Below are 16,471 nucleotides of genomic sequence, written 5' to 3' on the forward strand. Positions count from 1 at the left end.
GCGCAGAAGTAGTAGTGCCATGGGAGTGAGCACGAGGAGCTGGTGGCCTTGCGGTACCTGATTCGTCGTCTCGGTTTCTTCGCGCTCACTCTCTGGGCGGCGATGACGCTGAACTTCTTCATCCCGCGGATGATGCCCGGAAGTCCCGAGCAGGCGCTGCGGGAACGGTTCAGCAAAGGCGGCTCGGTGGTCTCGCCGGAGCAGTTGCGCACGGTGCTGGCCGAGTTCGGCTTCGACCCGGACAAGAACATCGTGCTCCAGTACAGCGAGTACCTGAAAGCTATGGTCACCGGGCACTGGGGGGTGTCGATCGGCAGCAGCCTCGGCGTCCCGGTGACCACGCTGATCGGTGACGCGCTGCCGTGGACGCTCGGCCTGGTCGGCATCGCCACCGTCATGGCGTTCGCCCTCGGCACCCTGATCGGCACCATCGCCGGCTGGCGCCGCGGCGGGCTGATCGACGGGATCGTGCCGCCGGTCTTCATCGTCACCTCGGCGCTGCCGTACTTCTGGGTGGCGCTGCTGCTGATCTCGTTGTTTGCGATCGGCAACAATCCGGTGCTGCCGAACGACTTCAACTACGACCACGGGCTGACGCCGGGGCTCAACTGGGCGTTCATCAGCAGCGTCCTCGAACACGGGATCCTCCCGGCCGGCACGATCCTGATCACCGCGATCGGCGGCTGGATCCTGACCATGCGCAACAACATGGTGACCACGCTGGCCGAGGACTACGTCCGGATGGCCCGGGCCAAGGGCATCCCGAACCGGCGCATCATGTTCGGCTACGCGGGCCGGAACGCGTTCCTGCCCAACCTCTCCGGTTTCGCGATGTCGCTCGGCTTCGTCATCTCCGGAACGATCCTGGTCGAGTACGTCTTCAACTACCCCGGCCTGGGTTACATGTTCTACAACGCCACGGTGAGCACGGACTACCCGCTGCTGCAGGCCCTGTTCCTGCTGGTGACCCTGGCCGTGCTGATTTGTGTCCTGATCTGCGACTTCGCGGTGTTCCTGCTCGACCCACGAGCCCGGACGAAGGGGTAACCGATGAGCGCGATCGTCGCCGGTACCGCCGCGCCTACACCGACCGCGGGCCGCCGCCCGCGAGGCGGCCTGTGGCGTGCCGTACTGCACAACCGCAAGGCCATGCTGGGTGCGGTTCTACTCACCCTGTTCTGCCTGCTGGCCGCCTTCCCGCACCTCTTCGTCCCGTGGCTCGAGCGTGATCCACGGGCGATCGGCGACATGCCCTTGCAGCATCCCTCGTCCGAGCATTGGCTCGGTACGACGGGCCTCGGCCAGGACGTGTACGCACAACTGGTCTACAGCACCAGGGAATCCCTGATCATCGCGGTCGTCGCGGGTCTGGGCGCGACCATCCTGTCCGTCCTCATCGGGGTCTCGGCCGCCTATCTCGGCGGTGTCGCCGACAACGTGCTGTCGATGTTCACCGATGTGTTCCTGGTGCTGCCGACGTTCCCGCTGATCATCGTGCTGGCGACGTACGCCGGCAAGGGCAACCTCACCGTGATCATCATCGTCCTGATCGTCACCGGCTGGTCCTACGGCGCCCGGCAGATGCGCTCGCAGGCACTCTCCCTGCGCAACCGTGATTTCCTCGAGTCGGCCCGGGTCCGGGGTGAGCGCCGGTCGTACATCATCGTGGTCGAGGTGCTGCCGACGATGACCTCCCTGATCGTCGCAAACTTCCTCGGCGCCGCCCTGTACTCCGTCCTGACGGCCGCCGGTCTGCAGTTCCTCGGGCTCGGCGACCCCAACTCGCTCAGCTGGGGCACGATGCTCTACTGGGCGCAGAACCAGGGGGCGCTGGTGAACGGCTTGCCCGCCTGGGCACTGTCGCCGGGACTGGCGGTCGCGCTGCTCGGCGTTTCCTTTGCGCTGCTCAACTACGCGTTCGACGAGATCAGCAACCCCGCGCTGCGGCCGGTTCGGAGGCGACGTGCACGGTCACATTGAGGGCAAGCCCATTCTCGAGGTCCGCGGTCTGACCGTCGAGTACGACACGGGAGCGCATCCTGTCGTCGCGGTCGACGACGTGGATCTCGACGTCCATGCCGGTGAGTTCGTCGGTGTCGTCGGAGAGTCCGGCTGCGGCAAGTCGACGCTGTTGTTCGCCATCGCCCAGCTGCTCAGCCCACCGGCCGCCATCACCGGCGGAAGCGTGCGGTTCCAGGGCCAGGACCTCGTCGCCATGAGCGAGAAGAAGCTGGCCGCGTTGCGCTGGCGCGACTTCTCCGTGGTGATGCAGAGCGCGATGAACGCCCTCAATCCGGTGAAGAGCATCGGCAGTCAGTTCCGGGACGCGATCATGGCGCACGACGAACCGGTGGCGGACGATCGCCCGGCCGAAGTACTGCGCCTGGTCGGCATCGATCCGATCCACCTGAAGAGCTATCCACACCAGCTCAGTGGTGGCATGCGGCAACGAGCCATGATCGCGATGGCGCTGCTGTTCACACCCGATCTGATCATCATGGACGAGCCGACGTCCGCCCTCGACGTGGTGGCCCAGCGGTCGCTGATGCTGCAGATCAAGGACCTGCAGCAGCGGCTCGGCTTCGCGGTCGTGTTCGTCACCCATGACATGTCGCTGATCAGCCACTTCTCCGACCAGCTCCTGGTGATGTACGCCGGCCAGGTGGTCGAGCTGGGTGCCACTCGTGCGGTTTTCGATCATCCGGCGCATCCGTACAGCAAAGGGTTGCTCGACGCGTTCCCGTCGATCCGCGGACCGAAGGTGCCGCTGACCGGGATCCCGGGGAGCCCTCCGAACCTGGCCCACCCGCCGAGCGGCTGCCGCTTCAATCCGCGGTGCCCAGAAGCGTTCGCCGACTGCACAAAGGTCGAGCCTGAGCTCTACCGAGTCGGATCCGTTCAGGCCCGCTGCCTGCTGCATGCCCCCAGCAACAAGCCGGCGCCCGTCCAGGAGGCGACCTCATGACCGAGCTGAGCGTCTCCGCCACCGACGCCGATACGGCGGCCGCACCGACGGCGCCGCTGCTCGAGACCAAGAACCTGACCCGCCACTTCCGGATCGGCCGCGGGTTCTCCCCCAAGATGCTGCACGCCGTCGACGACGTCAGCATCACCGTCGATCGGCAGGAGATCGTCGCGCTCGCGGGCGAGAGCGGCAGCGGGAAGAGCACCATCGCCCGCCTGCTCGCGGGCGTCTACAAACCGACCGGCGGCGAGATCTACTACCAGGGCCGCGCCCTGTCGAGCATGCGATCGCGACGGGACCAGCTGGCCTACCGCAGCGATGTGCCGATGGTGTTCCAGGATCCGTTCAGCTCCCTCAATCCCGCCTTCCGCGTTTCCCACGGCATCCTGCGCAGCCTGAAGCTGCACCGCCCCGACCTCACCCGGGCTCAGCGAAGTGAAGAGGCCGAGCGAGTCGTCGAGGCGGTCGGACTGACACCGTCCGCCGAAATCATGCACCGCTACCCGTATGAGCTCAGCGGCGGACAACGGCAACGCATCGGCTTCGCACAAGCCCTGGCCCACAAGCCCAAGCTCATCCTGGCCGACGAGCCGGTGTCGATGCTCGACGTGTCGATCCGCATCGGCCTGCTCAACCTGATGGCCGAGCTGCGCAGTTCAGCCGGGGTCTCGTTCCTCTACATCACCCACGACATCGCCAGCGCCCGGTACGTCGCCGACCGCCTCGTCATCATGTACGCCGGTCACATCGTCGAATCCGGTCCGACAGAAGAGGTACTGGCCAACCCCAAGCACCCCTACACCGATCTACTCCTCGGGGCCGTACCCGATCCCCGCGCGCCGCTCAGCCTCGGCGTCGAAGGCGATACCGGCGAGCCGCCGAAGGTCATCGACCCGACCCCCGGATGCCGGTTCCGGTGGCGTTGCCCCCTCGTCGTCGACGAGTGCCACCACACAACACCCACACTCCGCCGGCTGGGCGATGGGCACAACGCAGCCTGCCACGTCGCCCAGCCGGCCCTCGGCACACCTCCCGATCAGCCGAGTCAGCGGTAGGCGCGGGCCTGTAGTTCGAAGAGTTCGGCGTAGCGGGCGCCGGCGGCGAGGAGGTCTTCGTGGCTGCCTACCTCCTCGACCCGGCCGTTGTGCATCACCACGATGAGATCGGCCATGCGGACGGTGGAGAAACGGTGTGAGACCAGGACGGTGACACCGCCGGTCTCGGACGCCGCGATCCTGGCAGCCGCGGCGTACTGCTCGTACAACCGGTGCTCGGCATCCGGGTCCAACGCCGCGGTCGGCTCGTCGAGCAGCAACAACAGTGGCCGTTCGCGCATGAACGCCCGGGCGAGCGCGAGCCGCTGCCATTGGCCGCCGGACAGTTCGACACCGTCGGTGAACTTCTTGCCCAGCTGTGTGTCCAGCCCGAGCGGCAGTCCGGCGACCACGGACTCTGCTTCACCTCGCGAGATCGCGGCCCGCACCGCGTCGTCGGACTCACTTGAGACGTCGCCGATCCCCACGACCTCCCGGGCGGTCAGCTCGAACTTGACGAAGTCCTGGAACCCCGCCGAGAGCTGTGACCGCCAGGAGTCCGGTGAGATCGTCGCCAGGTCCACGCCGTCGACCAGGATGTGACCGGTCGTCGGGTCGTACATCCGCGCGAGCAGCTTGACCAACGTCGTCTTGCCGGCGCCGTTCTCGCCCACCAATGCGACGGCCGAGCCCGCCGGCAAGGTGAGACTGACATTGCTCAGTACGGCGGAATCCGAGCCAGGGTAGGAGAATCCGACGTTGCGCAGCTCGATGCCGGAGCTGAGCCGGGCCGGCGCGGGATCGGTGCTGGTCCGCCACGAGTTGTCCTTCGCGTACTCCCGCAGCCAGTCGTAGCGGCTGAAGCTCCGCACGACCTCGCCTACCCAGTGGACGTTCTGCGCGATCCCGCCGGTCATCTGATCCACCTGCGGCGCCAGCAACAACACGAGCACGACGTCGCCGGCCGTCTGCAGTCCATCGCGCGCCCGGACGATCACCCAAACGACGGCCGCGGCGTACGCGAGGCCGAACGCCAGTCGCACCGTCCCGTCGACCTTGCCGCCCCAGCGCGCCGCTTCGACCCGTCGCCGGTATCGCTCTGTCTGCAGCGAGAAGATCCTCTCCACGAGCACCCGCCCGAGCCCGAAGACTCGCAGCTCCAGCCCCGTCCGCGCGTCCTTCGACACCTCGATCAGCCGGTCCACCAGCCGCTCCTGCGGCAGCGAGTCCTCCCAGGCCTTGTGCTGCCGCGTGCTGCTCACGTACGCCGACCAGATCCGGGACGCACCGAGCAACGGCAGCAACAACAGCAGCGGATGCACAGACCCGAGCAACCCGAGCACGGTCACCGTGTTGGCCACTGTCGCGAACGCCCACAGCAGTACCTCGGCACCGACCCCCATCCGCCAAGCGCGTTCGCGGACCAGCTCCAGCCGGTCGGCGACATCGGGCCGCTCGTGATGTGTCAGGCCTGGAATGCCTGTCGTCACATCCAGCAGATCGGCGTGCACGCGACCGGCCATCCGTTCCTGCGCGGTGTCCTGCAACGGCCAGCCCACGACATCGGCGACGAACGAGACCGCCAGCCCGCCGACGATGATGCCGATGCCCAGTGCGATCGTGCTCGACCGGTCCCCCGCCAGCCCGTCGACGAGCAGGCTGACGCCATAGGTCTGGGTCGGCGCCGCGACCGCCCGCAGCGCGACGAGGACCGAGGAGATCGTCATCAGCAACGGCGCGGCCTTGAACGACGTGGTCATCCACAGCCAGGCGATCCGCAGGCTACGCATCGAGGACCTCGCTCTCCGGGTCTTCCGGAGCAGTCACGTATCGCTCGGCCTGTAAGCGGAACATCGCCGCGTACGTCCCGCCCTGGTCCAGGAGTTGTTCGTGTGTGCCGTCCTCCGTGATCCGCCCGTCGGCGAGCACACAGATCCGGTCGGCGTTGCGGACCACCGAGAACCGGTGGGAGATGATCAACGACGCCACGCCAGACGTCAGCTCGAGGTAGCGCTCGACCAGCTCGGCCTCGGCACGCACGTCCAGCGCGGCAGCCGGCTCGTCCAGCACGAGCACACCGGCCCCGGCATGTACGGCGAACAGCGCTCGCGCCAGGGCGATCCGTTGCCACTCCCCACCGGACAGGTCGACGCCACCGTCGAAGGTCTTGTCGAGCACGGTGTCCCAGCCGTCCGGCAGGCGGCGTACGAGGTCGTCGATGCCGGACTCCCGCGCAACCTTGGCGAGCGCGATCTCATCGTCGGCACGTTCGACCGCGCCGAACACGACGTTGTCGGTCACCGACAAGGGGAAGCGGAGGAAGTCCTGCACGATCGCGGCGATGCGCCGCTGCCAGACGGCCAGGTCGAGCTCCGAGAGGTCCACGCCGTCGACCAGGATCCGGCCCTTGGTCGGTTTGTACGCGCCGCCGAGGAGCTTCACCAACGTGGACTTGCCCGCACCGTTGACGCCGACGAGCGCGAGCGCCTCGTGCGCGTGGATCGTGAGGTCGAGGTCGCGGAGCACGTCCTTGTCGGAGTCGGGATAGCGGAAGCTGACGTTCTCGAACCGGACCTCGCGCGCCGGCATCGTCTCCGTCCGGTGTCTGCTCGTCGCGACCGGCTCGGGGTGGCGCTCGGCGATCGTGTCGGGCAACTCCTGCATCGCCCGGTACGCCGACAGCCCGCGCCGCACCTGGACGACGCCGTACCCGTTCATCGACACGCCGATGGCGAGGATCGCCGGAACAGTCGTCGCGACCTCGGTCAAGGGCAGTCGACCGTCGAGGGCGGCGCGGCCGACGAGCAGGATCGCGAGGCCGTTCGCGGCCAGATGCAGGCCGCCGGTGAGGACGGACCACTTCACGTTCTTGCGGCGCCGCTCCCAGACCGGGCGGAATCCCGCGGTCCACTCACGGACATACCGCTCGACCAGCCAACCGTGCAGCCCGAAGACGCGGAGTTCCTTGGGCGCGTCACGCATGCCGAGGTTGAACAGGTATTCGGCCCGCCGCTGTTCCTCGGTGTTGCCCCACCAGACGTCGATCTCGCGCGCTATCAGGCGGCCGCCGTACCACTCCAGCAGCAACGTCACCGCGACCAGCATCGCGGCGACGAGCCAGGAGAACATCACCCCGACGATGACCGCCGAGCCGACCAGCGTGACCCGGCTGGCGAGCAGCCAGGGCAGATTCCCCAAGCCCTGCGCGAGATGGAATCCGCCCTTGCCCTTCGCCCGTTCCTGCATGTCCAGCACCTCGGTGTCCTCGAGGTGCGCGACGCTGCGCGGGCGGAGCAACGGCTCGGTGATGCCGACGCCGATCTCCCGGACCAGCGCCGCGTCCATGATCATCATCGCCACCTGGTGGATCGCGGGCGTGAGACTCTGCAGGACGAACACGGCCAGCAGCGCCGCGAGCAGCCAGCTGAACCCGGCGACCGACATGGCACCCGGGGCGTCATCGATCACACCTGGCACAGCCCCGACGACCTGACCGGTCAGCAACGTGACCGCCATCCCCAGCACCGAGCCGAGCACAGCAAGACCCATCGTCAAAGCAGTACTACCAGGCGAAACCCGAACCGCATACCGAAGCAGAGTCAGCACTCAACCGACCGTAACCACCCCCACCGACAAAAGCACCCGAGTTTCCTCCCGGCAGAGCCGCTAGGCCACTCCGACCACCGCTAGACCCCTCACTTGAGGCCGGAGTGGGCTAGGCCTTCTACGAAGTGGCGTTGGGCCAGGACGAAGACGATGAGCATGGGGAGGACGGTCATGGTGGCGGCCGCGAGTTGGGTGTTCCACATCTGGCCGCCGTACGCGTCGGTGAATCGGGTCAGGGCCTGGGGCAGGGTGAACATCTCGGGTGAGGTGAGGTAGACCGTGGGTTCGAGGTAGAGGTTCCAGGACGCGAGGAACGTCAGGATCGCGACTGCGGACAGGGCCGGCTTGGCCAGCGGCAGGCAGATTCGCATCCAGATCGCCGGGCGGCCGAGACCGTCGAGGCGGGCGGCCTCCTCCAGCTCGAGCGGTAGCGCGATGAAGAACTGCCGCATGATGAACGTGGCGAGCACACACGGCGCGGCCAATGAGGTCACCAGGATCAGTGGCCAATGGGTGTTGATCAGGCCGGCCCGTTTGAACAACTGGAACAGCGGCACGATGGTCACCTCGCTCGGGACCAGCAGGCCGGTCAGCACCACCAAGAACAGCGCATTCGCCCCGGGGAAACGGATCCGCGCGAACGCGTACCCGGCCAGGCTGGAGACCAACAACGTGATCGCGGTGACGACGACGGCGATGTAGACACTGTTGACGTACTGCCGGGCGAACGGCTGGAAGGTGAACGCTTCGGCGTACGCGGACAGGGTCGGCGAGTCGGTCCACAGCGACGGCGGGGCATCGAAGATCTCGGCCAGTGGCTTCACCGATGCGGCCACCATCCAGATCGTCGGCACCACGAACGGGACCGCCAGCACGGCCAGCGCGATCACCAGTAGCGCCCGCCGCACCCTCCGCGGGACGGCCACCGCAGACGAAGTACGAGCGTCAGTCCTCATAGAACACCCACTTCCGGCGCAGCTGCCATTGCAGCAAGGTGAGCAGCATGACGAAGCTCAGCAACATCAGCGCCAGCGTCGACCCGTAGCCGATGTCGTTGAACTCGAACGCCTGCTGGAACACGTAGTACACAAGGACCGTGGTGGACAACTCCGGCCCACCACCGGTCAGTACGGCGATCTGCGCGAACGACTGCAGTGCCCCAACGACCGTGACGATCACCGTCAACAACAACGTCGGTGAGATCAGCGGCAACGTGATCCGAGCGAAGACAGAACGACTACTCGCACCGTCGATCCGGGCAGCCTCGTACAGTTCCTCCGGTACGCCCTGCAGGGCAGCCAGGAACAGCACCATGTTGACCCCGACACTGCGGATCACCTGAGTGATGACCACCGACACCATCGCGGTATCGCCGTGCTGCAACCAGTTCGGACCGTCGATCCCGACCGCGCCGAGCAGGCCGTTGATACCGCCGTTGTCCTGCAACAGAAAGCCCCAGACCAGAGTCCACGCGACTACAGACACAACCACCGGCGAGAAGAACAACGTCCGGAACAGAGTGACACCGCGGAACCGCCGATTGAGCAGTACGGCGATCAGCAGCCCGAGCGTGATGTTGACGACCACGACCCCGCCGGAGAAGATCACCGTTGCCAGCAGCACCTTCGGCAGTTGCGGATCGTCGGCCAGGGCCGCGTAGTTCTCGCCACCGACGAAGGTCTGCTTTCCGGTGAAGACGTTCCAGTCGTTCAGGCTGTACCAGATGGCCATCCCGACCGGCAGCAGCACGAACACCGCGACGCCGGCGAGCTGCGGCAGGATGAACAGGTAACCGGTCAGGACATCCCGGCGACGAGTCGTCCAGAAGCTCGGCCCGGATGCCCGTCTGGCCTTCGCGGCAGCCGGTACTACGACCTGCTCCGGCGGCTGTGTCGTCGTGGTCATCGTCGCGGTGTCACTTGGCCAGGATCGGTTCGATCGCGGTGCAGACGGAGCGTAGTACGGCAGGGATGTCGGCGTCGGCTCGCCACATCGCGTCCAGCGCCGTCTTACCCTTCTGGGCGATCTCCGCCGGGCTGGTGTGGTTGGGCAGGGTGACGGCGTTCGGCAGCTGGTCGACCACCGCGGTCTGCAGCTGGGTGGCGTTCAGCACCTTGTTGTTGGCGGCAAGCTTCGCACCGGTCAGCAACGACTTCCGCGGCGGCGGGAAGAACTGAGCCAGCTTCTCGGCATTCACCGGATTCGTCAAGTACACAAGGAAGTCCTTCGCCTGATCCTGGTGCTTGCTAGAGGCAAGTACGCCGACCCCGGCCTGACCGAGTACGGCGTACTTACCGGCCGGCCCCGTCGGCAGTGCGTAGAGCCCGAACTTGAACGAGCCGGTCAGCAGCGACGCGCGGGAGACCTGCGCGATGGTGAACGCGGCATCACCGGCGAAGAAGTCGGCCGTGGTGCCCGGACCGGGCATCGCCTTGGTCTTGAACGCCGCGTCGTGCAGGAACGTGAACGCCTGCTCCATCTCGGGACTGGCGAACGTGCAGGTCTTGCCGTCCGCACTCCACGCCGCCGCGCCCCACCCGGTCCACACCGTGGCCAGCGTGTTCCACGACTTGTAGTCGAAGTCGCGGATGACGAAGCCGGCCTTCCCGGTCTTGGCGTGTACGGCGGCTCCGGCGGCCGCGACCTGGTCCCAGGTCAGCGTGGCCGGGTTGACCTTCTGCCCGGCCTTGGCCAGCAGATCGGTGTTCACGTACAGGGCGAACGGCGAGTTGGAGAACGGGTACGCGTACAACGTGCCGTCGCGGCTGAACTCCGCGGTCACGCTGCCCAGCAGATCGTCGTACTGCCAGCCGTCAGTGGCCTTCAGCTTGTCGGTCAGCCCGACCAGTGCGTCGGAGGCGATGAGATCCTTCGACAGGTCCCCCATCCAGGCCAGGTCCGGGGCGTTGCCGCCGGCGATCTGGGTGGTGAGAGTCGTGTTGTAGTCGGCGAACGGCAGGCTCTCGAAGGTGATCTTCGAGACCTCCGGGTGGTCGGCCCGGTAGGCGTCGCCGATCGAGGTGAGCAGCTTCAGCTGAGCCTCGTTCGAGGTCCAGACCGTCATCCGCAGCTCCGCCGCCGTACCCGGCGCCTCGGGTGAAGGCCCGGCACACGCCGCGGCGAGCCCGAGCGCCGTCGTCAACGCGACAGCGGTCAGCACCTTCTTTGCTCTGATCATGATGTGGGTCCCTACTGTGAGATGCGGCCTTGACATTGCTCAGTAGCCGACGACTTCGGGCCAGTGCAGTTCGACGCCGGCCTCGACCAGGCGGCGCTGGAGTTGATCGACGAGCGCCGGATCGGTCGCGACCTGTTGCGGGCTGAGCCCACGGTCGAGGCAGAACGCGGTGAGCTCCCCCGCGGACTCACCGATGTTCCACTCGACCGGATGCAATCGATAAGCGCCGTTGGTGATGTGCGTGGTGCCGATGTTCTTTGCCGCCGGCACCAAATTCTGGGTTCGGACGGGAACCAGGGCACCGAGCGGGATCTCGAACGGCGCCGACTCGACGTCGATGTAGTTGTCGCCGCCGGTCGAGGGATGCAGGTCGATCCGGTACATCCCGACCCCCACGGACCCGTCGAAGCGGGCCGGTCCGTCGTACCCGCGAGCCTTGATCGAGATGTCCTGCTCGCGGATGGTGGTGAGTGCCTTGATCCGGCGGGATTCCCGGATGTACGGCGCCTGCGCGAACCCGTCGGCGGTCCCGACCAGATCACCGCGCAACCGCAATCCGGGCCACCCGCGGCCGCCATCGGGACGAGGCGCCTCGGTCTGCAGCCAGTGGACGTACGCCCGGGACTGCGCTTTCGCCGCGGCCAGGTGCTTCAGCCGTTCGTCGGTATCGATGATCGAGCCGCCGACGTAATCGAGCTGCGGCCAGTTGGCCAGCACGATGTCGCTGTCGTACAAGCCGTCCGCGAACGTCTGCCGGGCGGCGATCCGGCGGAACTGCCACAGGTCCTGATCACCCGCGTCGAACCGCGGATCCCCGGAGACGTCGTGGTCCGGATTGACGAACATGGTCCGCTCTTCCGGCACCAGCGTGCGTGGATTCGGCGCGGTGAAGGACAGCATCGGCGCGCCCCAGAACGGCAGTTCGAACGCGCGCCACTCGTCAAAGTCGTCCGGCCGCGGAATCGTGTGATCACCAGCGACGTGATCGAAGACGAAGCACCACGCGATCGACTGCACGTTGGCCGGGTCAGCCACCTCGGCTGCACTCGGCTCGCCGGTGTCGGATCGCGCCTCGGCACCGACCACGTACTCGGTCCCGGTCAGCGGTAGCAAATCACCGGTCTCGGTGCCGTCCAGGACGTACTCCGCCTTGATGACGGTCTCAACCCCGGTCCGCGGGTCCACCACAGTGACCGTCCGGACCACCCCGTCCGCGACCTCGGCCGCGACCGGAACCGCAGGTTCCAACACCGTCAGCCGACCGGCCGACCGGTACGGCGCGAGCATCGCAGTGATCACCGCGAGCGCTACCCGCGGCTCGTGGCACAGTCGGCTGACCCGGCCGCGACCTGGGTTCAGTTCACGATCGGCGCGGGCCGACGACGACAGCGGATAGTGGTCTCGGTAGTAGCGGCGGATGTCGTCCCGCAGCGTCCGGTACCGCGCGGTGACGCCGAACTGTTCGACCCAGATGTGCTCGTCCGGCGGCACGGCCTGAGACGTCAACTGGCCGCCCAGCCAGGCGTACTCCTCGGTCAACACCACGCGGCGACCGCGCTGCAGCAACGCCAACGCGGCCGCAACAGAGCCGAGACCGCCACCGACGATGGCCACCTCGGTGGTGATCACGAGGACACGCCCACGATGGTGTCGCCGGCTTCGACCTCGGCCACCAGGAGCCGCTGCGCGTCCAGGCCGGCCCACTCCTGCGGGTCGGTGGTGATCAGCAGCTGCAGCAACTCCAGCGCTTCGGATGCCACCTGTTCCCTCGGCACATGGAAGCCGGTCAGCGCCCGTCCGTCGGTGCGATGTCCACGGACCTCGCCGAGCGCGGCGACGGAAATCTCGTCCGGCACCGATACTCCGGCGCCGACGAGTGCGTGGACGACATCCTCGGTGAGGAAGGCATCCTCGGCGATGATCAAGGTGGCGCCGGTGGCTCTGGCCAGCCGGGGCAACTCGGGGACGAGTTCCTCACCGACCAGCATGAACGCAAGGCGGCCCGCCGACGAGGCTGCCTCGACCGCACCGCGCCGGTCTCTCGCAGTCGGCGTATTCCGGCCGCGATGCACGTACAGGGCTTGCCGGTGTCCGCTGTTCACCGCCTGGTCGATCACGGCGGCGGTCGGGGTGACGTAGTCGATCCCGACGTACGGCACGGGCGCGGCCGTCTCGTCCCGGCGGCCGACCGCGACGAACGGGAACTGCTCGGCGACCAACCGCTCCAGCTCGGATCCGACCATCTGCTGACCGAGCAGGATGCAGCCGTCGGCCAGCCGGAGCCGGGTCTTGCGGTGGAACAGGCTGCGGGTGCCGTTCTCGACCGGGGAGGACGTGAAGAACAGCAGGTCCCAGCCGATCCGCTCGGCCGCCCGCTCGATGCCGTTCAGCAACGGACCGTAGAAGTCCATGCTCTCGGGTGACAGGGCCGCCTCGTAGGTGAAGACGCCGATGATCTGGTTGTCCAGACCGGCCAGCCTTCGGGCCGCCGGATCGGCGACATAGGTGGCCTGCTCGAGCGCCCGCTTGACCCGCGCCCGGGTCTCTTCGGGGATGCGCACGTTACTGCCGTCGCGGTCGTTCAGCACCACCGAGACGGTGGTCTGACTGACGCCCGCGATCTCGGCGATCTCCCGCTGGGTCACCCGGCGAGGCTTCGGCGGCATCGATCCTCCAGTGATAATGCCTATCTGCATCGAACACCGGTGACCTTAATCCGCTGGAAACGAAAACGCAACTGCCCCTTGACAGTCAGGCGATCCGCTTGAGAGCGTCCGTGTCACCGCGATGCAGATAGGCATTATCAAGGACTCGCGGTCGGACAGGAGTAGACGATGGCACCCCAGCACCCGCAACTCCCCCACCTCAGTCGCCGCGGCTTCCTCGGCGCGGCGCTCGCGGCCGGCGTGGTACTGATCGCCGAGCCCACCCCGGTGACGGCGTACGCCGCGGCCGGCGACGTCACCCTGACCGCCGGCGGGATCAGCCTGCTGGCGAGCATCGGTGGCCGGCTCGCCATTCGCGACGCGGCCGGCGTCACCCGATCCGCCGGATCGAGGTTCCAGCTCAAGGACCAGCTCACCGGCATCCACCTGTCCACTGGTGGTACGCCGGCACTCGCCCAACTGCCCGACGGTACGCCGGCGATCCGGATGGACTACACCTTCGACGCCGCGGCCGGATCGACCACCGTGGTCGGCTGGTTCAGCGTCTCCACCAACCACGCCACGCTGGAATGGCGGATCACCGGCGCTGACACACTGCTGCCGGACGGCTTCCTGTTCAGCCGGGCGATCCAGGCGCCGACGGCGCCCGACGCCTACATCCCGGTCACCGAATGGATCCGCGACGCCGGTGGCGGAATCCCGTACGAAGACACCGTCGGGGTGGCGCACACCTCGACCTGGGGCAGCAACCTGGACGGGCTGTTCCTGCTGGACCGATCACGTCAGGCCTGGACGAACGCGACGTGGATGCACGCACCCGGCGTACCGGACCCAGCCGGCGGCTGGACCAGCCGGGCCGACTTCTTCTTCTCCGAGACCAGACCATCTGCAACGGCCACGATCGGTCGCGGTCGCGAACTGGGCCTCGAACTGACCACCAACCGCCCCTTCAACCTGTACGACGCCGGCGGCGAGCCGATGGAGCTGACCGCCTTGGTCGCGAACGGCGGCGCTGCCCGGTCGGCCGAACTGCAGTTGTCAGTGCGCGACTTCGATGGGATCCAATTGGCCGGGACCACGGTGACGGGCAGCATCGCGGCGGCGGCAACGTGGCAGTACACCTTCACCGTGCCCGCGCCGGCCGCCGGGATCGCGATGGCCGAGGTGGTGGTCCGGTCCGGCGACGACGAGGCGTTCGCCCGGACGAACCTCGCCACGCTGCCGCCGTACGACTATCTATCCGCAGACAGCATGTTCGGGATCGCCAACTATCCGTGGCTGCAACGACCGAGCGCCGATGCCCTGCTGGACCTGTGGGAGCGGGTCGGCATCAGCATGGTCCGCATCGCGTACGACGGTGGCCCGGGTCTGCCGCCATCCGCGTTCGACGCGCGGGGCATCCGGCACAACATCGAACTGCAGCCGTCGCTCGAAGTGACCGATGCCGTGGCGGCCGCGTGGGCCGCCGACAAGTTGTCGGTGGCAACCGGTGCCGGCGCCGGCTACTTCGAGGTCGGCAACGAACTCAACCGGCCGTTCAACACCGGAGTCGCCGCCCAGGCCTACCTGGACAAGGCGCTGCGACCGGTATTCGACCGGAGGGCCGCCACCGGCGCGACCATCAAACTGATGAACAACGGCCTGGCCGGGATGGACAAGCCATGGGTGCAGAACTTCATCGCGGCCGGCGGCTGGGACTTGATCGATGCATTCGCCTATCACCCGGGACGCGGCAATTTCACCCCGGACTACGTACCGCCGGGCGATGACTGGGGATCCGGACCCGAAGGCAGCTACTGGAACTTCTACGGCGGACTGAAACAGCTGAAGACTTTGATGGCACAGTACGGCGAGAAGGAAATCTGGCTGACCGAGGCCTACGCGGCGACCAAGCCGAACAGCTGGTGGCATGACACCTACCGGCACGCGGCGGAGAACATCCTGCTCAGTCTGGCGCTGGCGAAGGCCGAAGGCATCAAGTGCGTTTGCTGGTACCAGTTCCACGACAGCGTGCTCGGCATGCCGCAGATCGCCGATCCGGACAATGTCGAATACCACTTCGGCCTGATGAACCGCGATCTCAGCCCGAAGCCATCGCTACTGGCCTACGCGACGGCCGCCCGCCGGCTCGACCTAGCGACGTTCCGGGGCTGGCTGACCTTCCCTGACCCGAAGACATTCGGCCTGTGGTTCGACACACCCGACGGCCCGGCGACGGTGCTGTGGAACCGGGCCGACGGCTACCTACTCAACACCACCGGCCAACGAACCGACTGGCACTTCCCCGCACCGGAAGTCTGGATCGACCCCTGGCCGACCAAGACCCCGCTCACAGTTGCCGCTGGCAACGTCGTACAACGGGTGGACGCGATCGGCCGGACCCAGCAACTGTCGCCGGCCCACGGCCAGGTGACCCTCACCCTCGACGGCGCACCCAGGATCTACTACGGCCTGACACCGCAAGCGAGGCGCGGCGTCAACACGCTGCCCGGCTGCCGCCAAGGACGCCCCCGCCCTGTAGTCACCGTGGGGTGAGCCGGACGACCGGGTATTGCCGGTCGGACTTGCTTTGGTACTTCCCGTAGCGGGGCTGGGCGGCGGTGATGCGCTGCCAGGCCTCGTCACGATCGGCGCCGGCAAGCTGGTACGGCGTCACCGGCGCGGCGTCGTGTCCGGGCAGCTCGACCGACACGCTCTCGGGGTGCGCCATCAAGTTGCCGTGCCAGTCGGGGTGCTGGCTTCCACCACCCGATGCGACGACCAACCACGAGTCACCGTCGGCGAACCACGCCAGCGGCGTCTCTCGCGGCTGTCCGCTCCGGCGGCCGACCGTGTTCAGGATCAGCAGATCCATGCCCATCATCTTGCTGCGTCCCCGGCGGATCTTGACGCTCGTACGAGCGTTCATCTTCCGTTGAATCCACCGTGACAACGGCCCAGGCGTACCGGGCTTGCGCTCTACTCGACTACCGACTTGCTGGTTCTTGGTCTCCATGGCGATAACGCTAGTTCCGGCCCGACG

13 protein-coding genes are annotated in these 16,471 nt (G+C 67.2%); 5 read left to right on the forward strand and 8 right to left on the reverse strand.

Annotated elements, in window-relative coordinates; genetic code table 11:
- Nucleotides 1–42 precede the first annotated feature (42 nt).
- The 4 genes from EV643_RS37830 to EV643_RS37845 are packed head-to-tail and all read left to right on the forward strand — an operon-like array spanning nucleotide 43 to nucleotide 4,020.
- Nucleotides 43–1,047 carry an ABC transporter permease gene (locus tag EV643_RS37830; protein ID WP_370452423.1) on the forward strand — a complete coding sequence of 335 codons (1,005 nt, stop codon included), beginning with the start codon at nucleotides 43–45 and terminating at the stop codon, nucleotides 1,045–1,047.
- A 3-nt stretch (nucleotides 1,048–1,050) separates the two neighbouring features.
- Nucleotides 1,051–1,980: an ABC transporter permease gene (locus tag EV643_RS37835; RefSeq protein WP_133805038.1), complete on the forward strand. Its 930-nt coding sequence runs from the start codon at nucleotides 1,051–1,053 to the stop codon at nucleotides 1,978–1,980.
- Nucleotides 1,964–2,965: an ABC transporter ATP-binding protein gene (locus EV643_RS37840; protein ID WP_202869936.1), complete on the forward strand. Its 1,002-nt coding sequence runs from the start codon at nucleotides 1,964–1,966 to the stop codon at nucleotides 2,963–2,965. The genes EV643_RS37835 and EV643_RS37840 overlap by 17 nt, the downstream gene beginning before the upstream one ends.
- Nucleotides 2,962–4,020 carry an ABC transporter ATP-binding protein gene (locus EV643_RS37845; RefSeq protein WP_133805039.1) on the forward strand — a complete coding sequence of 353 codons (1,059 nt, stop codon included), beginning with the start codon at nucleotides 2,962–2,964 and terminating at the stop codon, nucleotides 4,018–4,020. The genes EV643_RS37840 and EV643_RS37845 overlap by 4 nt, the downstream gene beginning before the upstream one ends.
- Here the strand turns inward: EV643_RS37845 and EV643_RS37850 are convergent.
- The 7 genes from EV643_RS37850 to EV643_RS37880 form a co-directional block, all read right to left on the reverse strand.
- Nucleotides 4,011–5,789, reverse strand: a complete 1,779-nt coding sequence (locus tag EV643_RS37850; protein ID WP_133805040.1) for an ABC transporter ATP-binding protein — start codon at nucleotides 5,787–5,789, stop codon at nucleotides 4,011–4,013. The genes EV643_RS37845 and EV643_RS37850 overlap by 10 nt on opposite strands.
- Complete coding sequence (locus EV643_RS37855) at nucleotides 5,782–7,605, reverse strand: ABC transporter ATP-binding protein (protein WP_133805041.1); 1,824 nt, start codon at nucleotides 7,603–7,605, stop codon at nucleotides 5,782–5,784. Before EV643_RS37855 ends, EV643_RS37850 begins: the two co-directional genes overlap by 8 nt.
- 89 nt (nucleotides 7,606–7,694) lie before the next feature.
- Nucleotides 7,695–8,561, reverse strand: coding sequence for a carbohydrate ABC transporter permease (locus tag EV643_RS37860; protein ID WP_133805042.1), 867 nt, complete (start codon nucleotides 8,559–8,561; stop codon nucleotides 7,695–7,697).
- Nucleotides 8,551–9,510, reverse strand: a complete 960-nt coding sequence (locus tag EV643_RS37865) for a carbohydrate ABC transporter permease (protein WP_202869937.1) — start codon at nucleotides 9,508–9,510, stop codon at nucleotides 8,551–8,553. The genes EV643_RS37860 and EV643_RS37865 overlap by 11 nt, the downstream gene beginning before the upstream one ends.
- Before the next feature lie 10 nt (nucleotides 9,511–9,520).
- Nucleotides 9,521–10,783: an ABC transporter substrate-binding protein gene (locus EV643_RS37870; RefSeq protein WP_133805043.1), complete on the reverse strand. Its 1,263-nt coding sequence runs from the start codon at nucleotides 10,781–10,783 to the stop codon at nucleotides 9,521–9,523.
- Between the two features lie 39 nt (nucleotides 10,784–10,822).
- Complete coding sequence (locus EV643_RS37875) at nucleotides 10,823–12,412, reverse strand: FAD-dependent oxidoreductase (protein WP_238166085.1); 1,590 nt, start codon at nucleotides 12,410–12,412, stop codon at nucleotides 10,823–10,825.
- Nucleotides 12,409–13,449: a LacI family DNA-binding transcriptional regulator gene (locus EV643_RS37880; protein WP_133805044.1), complete on the reverse strand. Its 1,041-nt coding sequence runs from the start codon at nucleotides 13,447–13,449 to the stop codon at nucleotides 12,409–12,411. The genes EV643_RS37875 and EV643_RS37880 overlap by 4 nt, the downstream gene beginning before the upstream one ends.
- A 168-nt stretch (nucleotides 13,450–13,617) precedes the next feature.
- Here EV643_RS37880 and EV643_RS37885 point away from each other — a divergent pair, with 168 nt between their 5' ends.
- On the forward strand, nucleotides 13,618–15,984 hold the full coding sequence (locus tag EV643_RS37885) for a hypothetical protein (protein ID WP_133805045.1): 2,367 nt from the start codon (nucleotides 13,618–13,620) through the stop codon (nucleotides 15,982–15,984).
- Here the strand turns inward: EV643_RS37885 and EV643_RS37890 are convergent.
- Nucleotides 15,971–16,357, reverse strand: coding sequence for a nitroreductase family deazaflavin-dependent oxidoreductase (locus EV643_RS37890; protein ID WP_238166086.1), 387 nt, complete (start codon nucleotides 16,355–16,357; stop codon nucleotides 15,971–15,973). The two genes, EV643_RS37885 and EV643_RS37890, sit on opposite strands and share 14 nt — an antisense overlap.
- Nucleotides 16,358–16,471: the final 114 nt, after the last annotated feature.

The organism is Kribbella caucasensis (assembly GCF_004361855.1).
In the GTDB taxonomy this organism is placed as follows: Bacteria; Actinomycetota; Actinomycetes; order Propionibacteriales; family Kribbellaceae; genus Kribbella; species Kribbella caucasensis.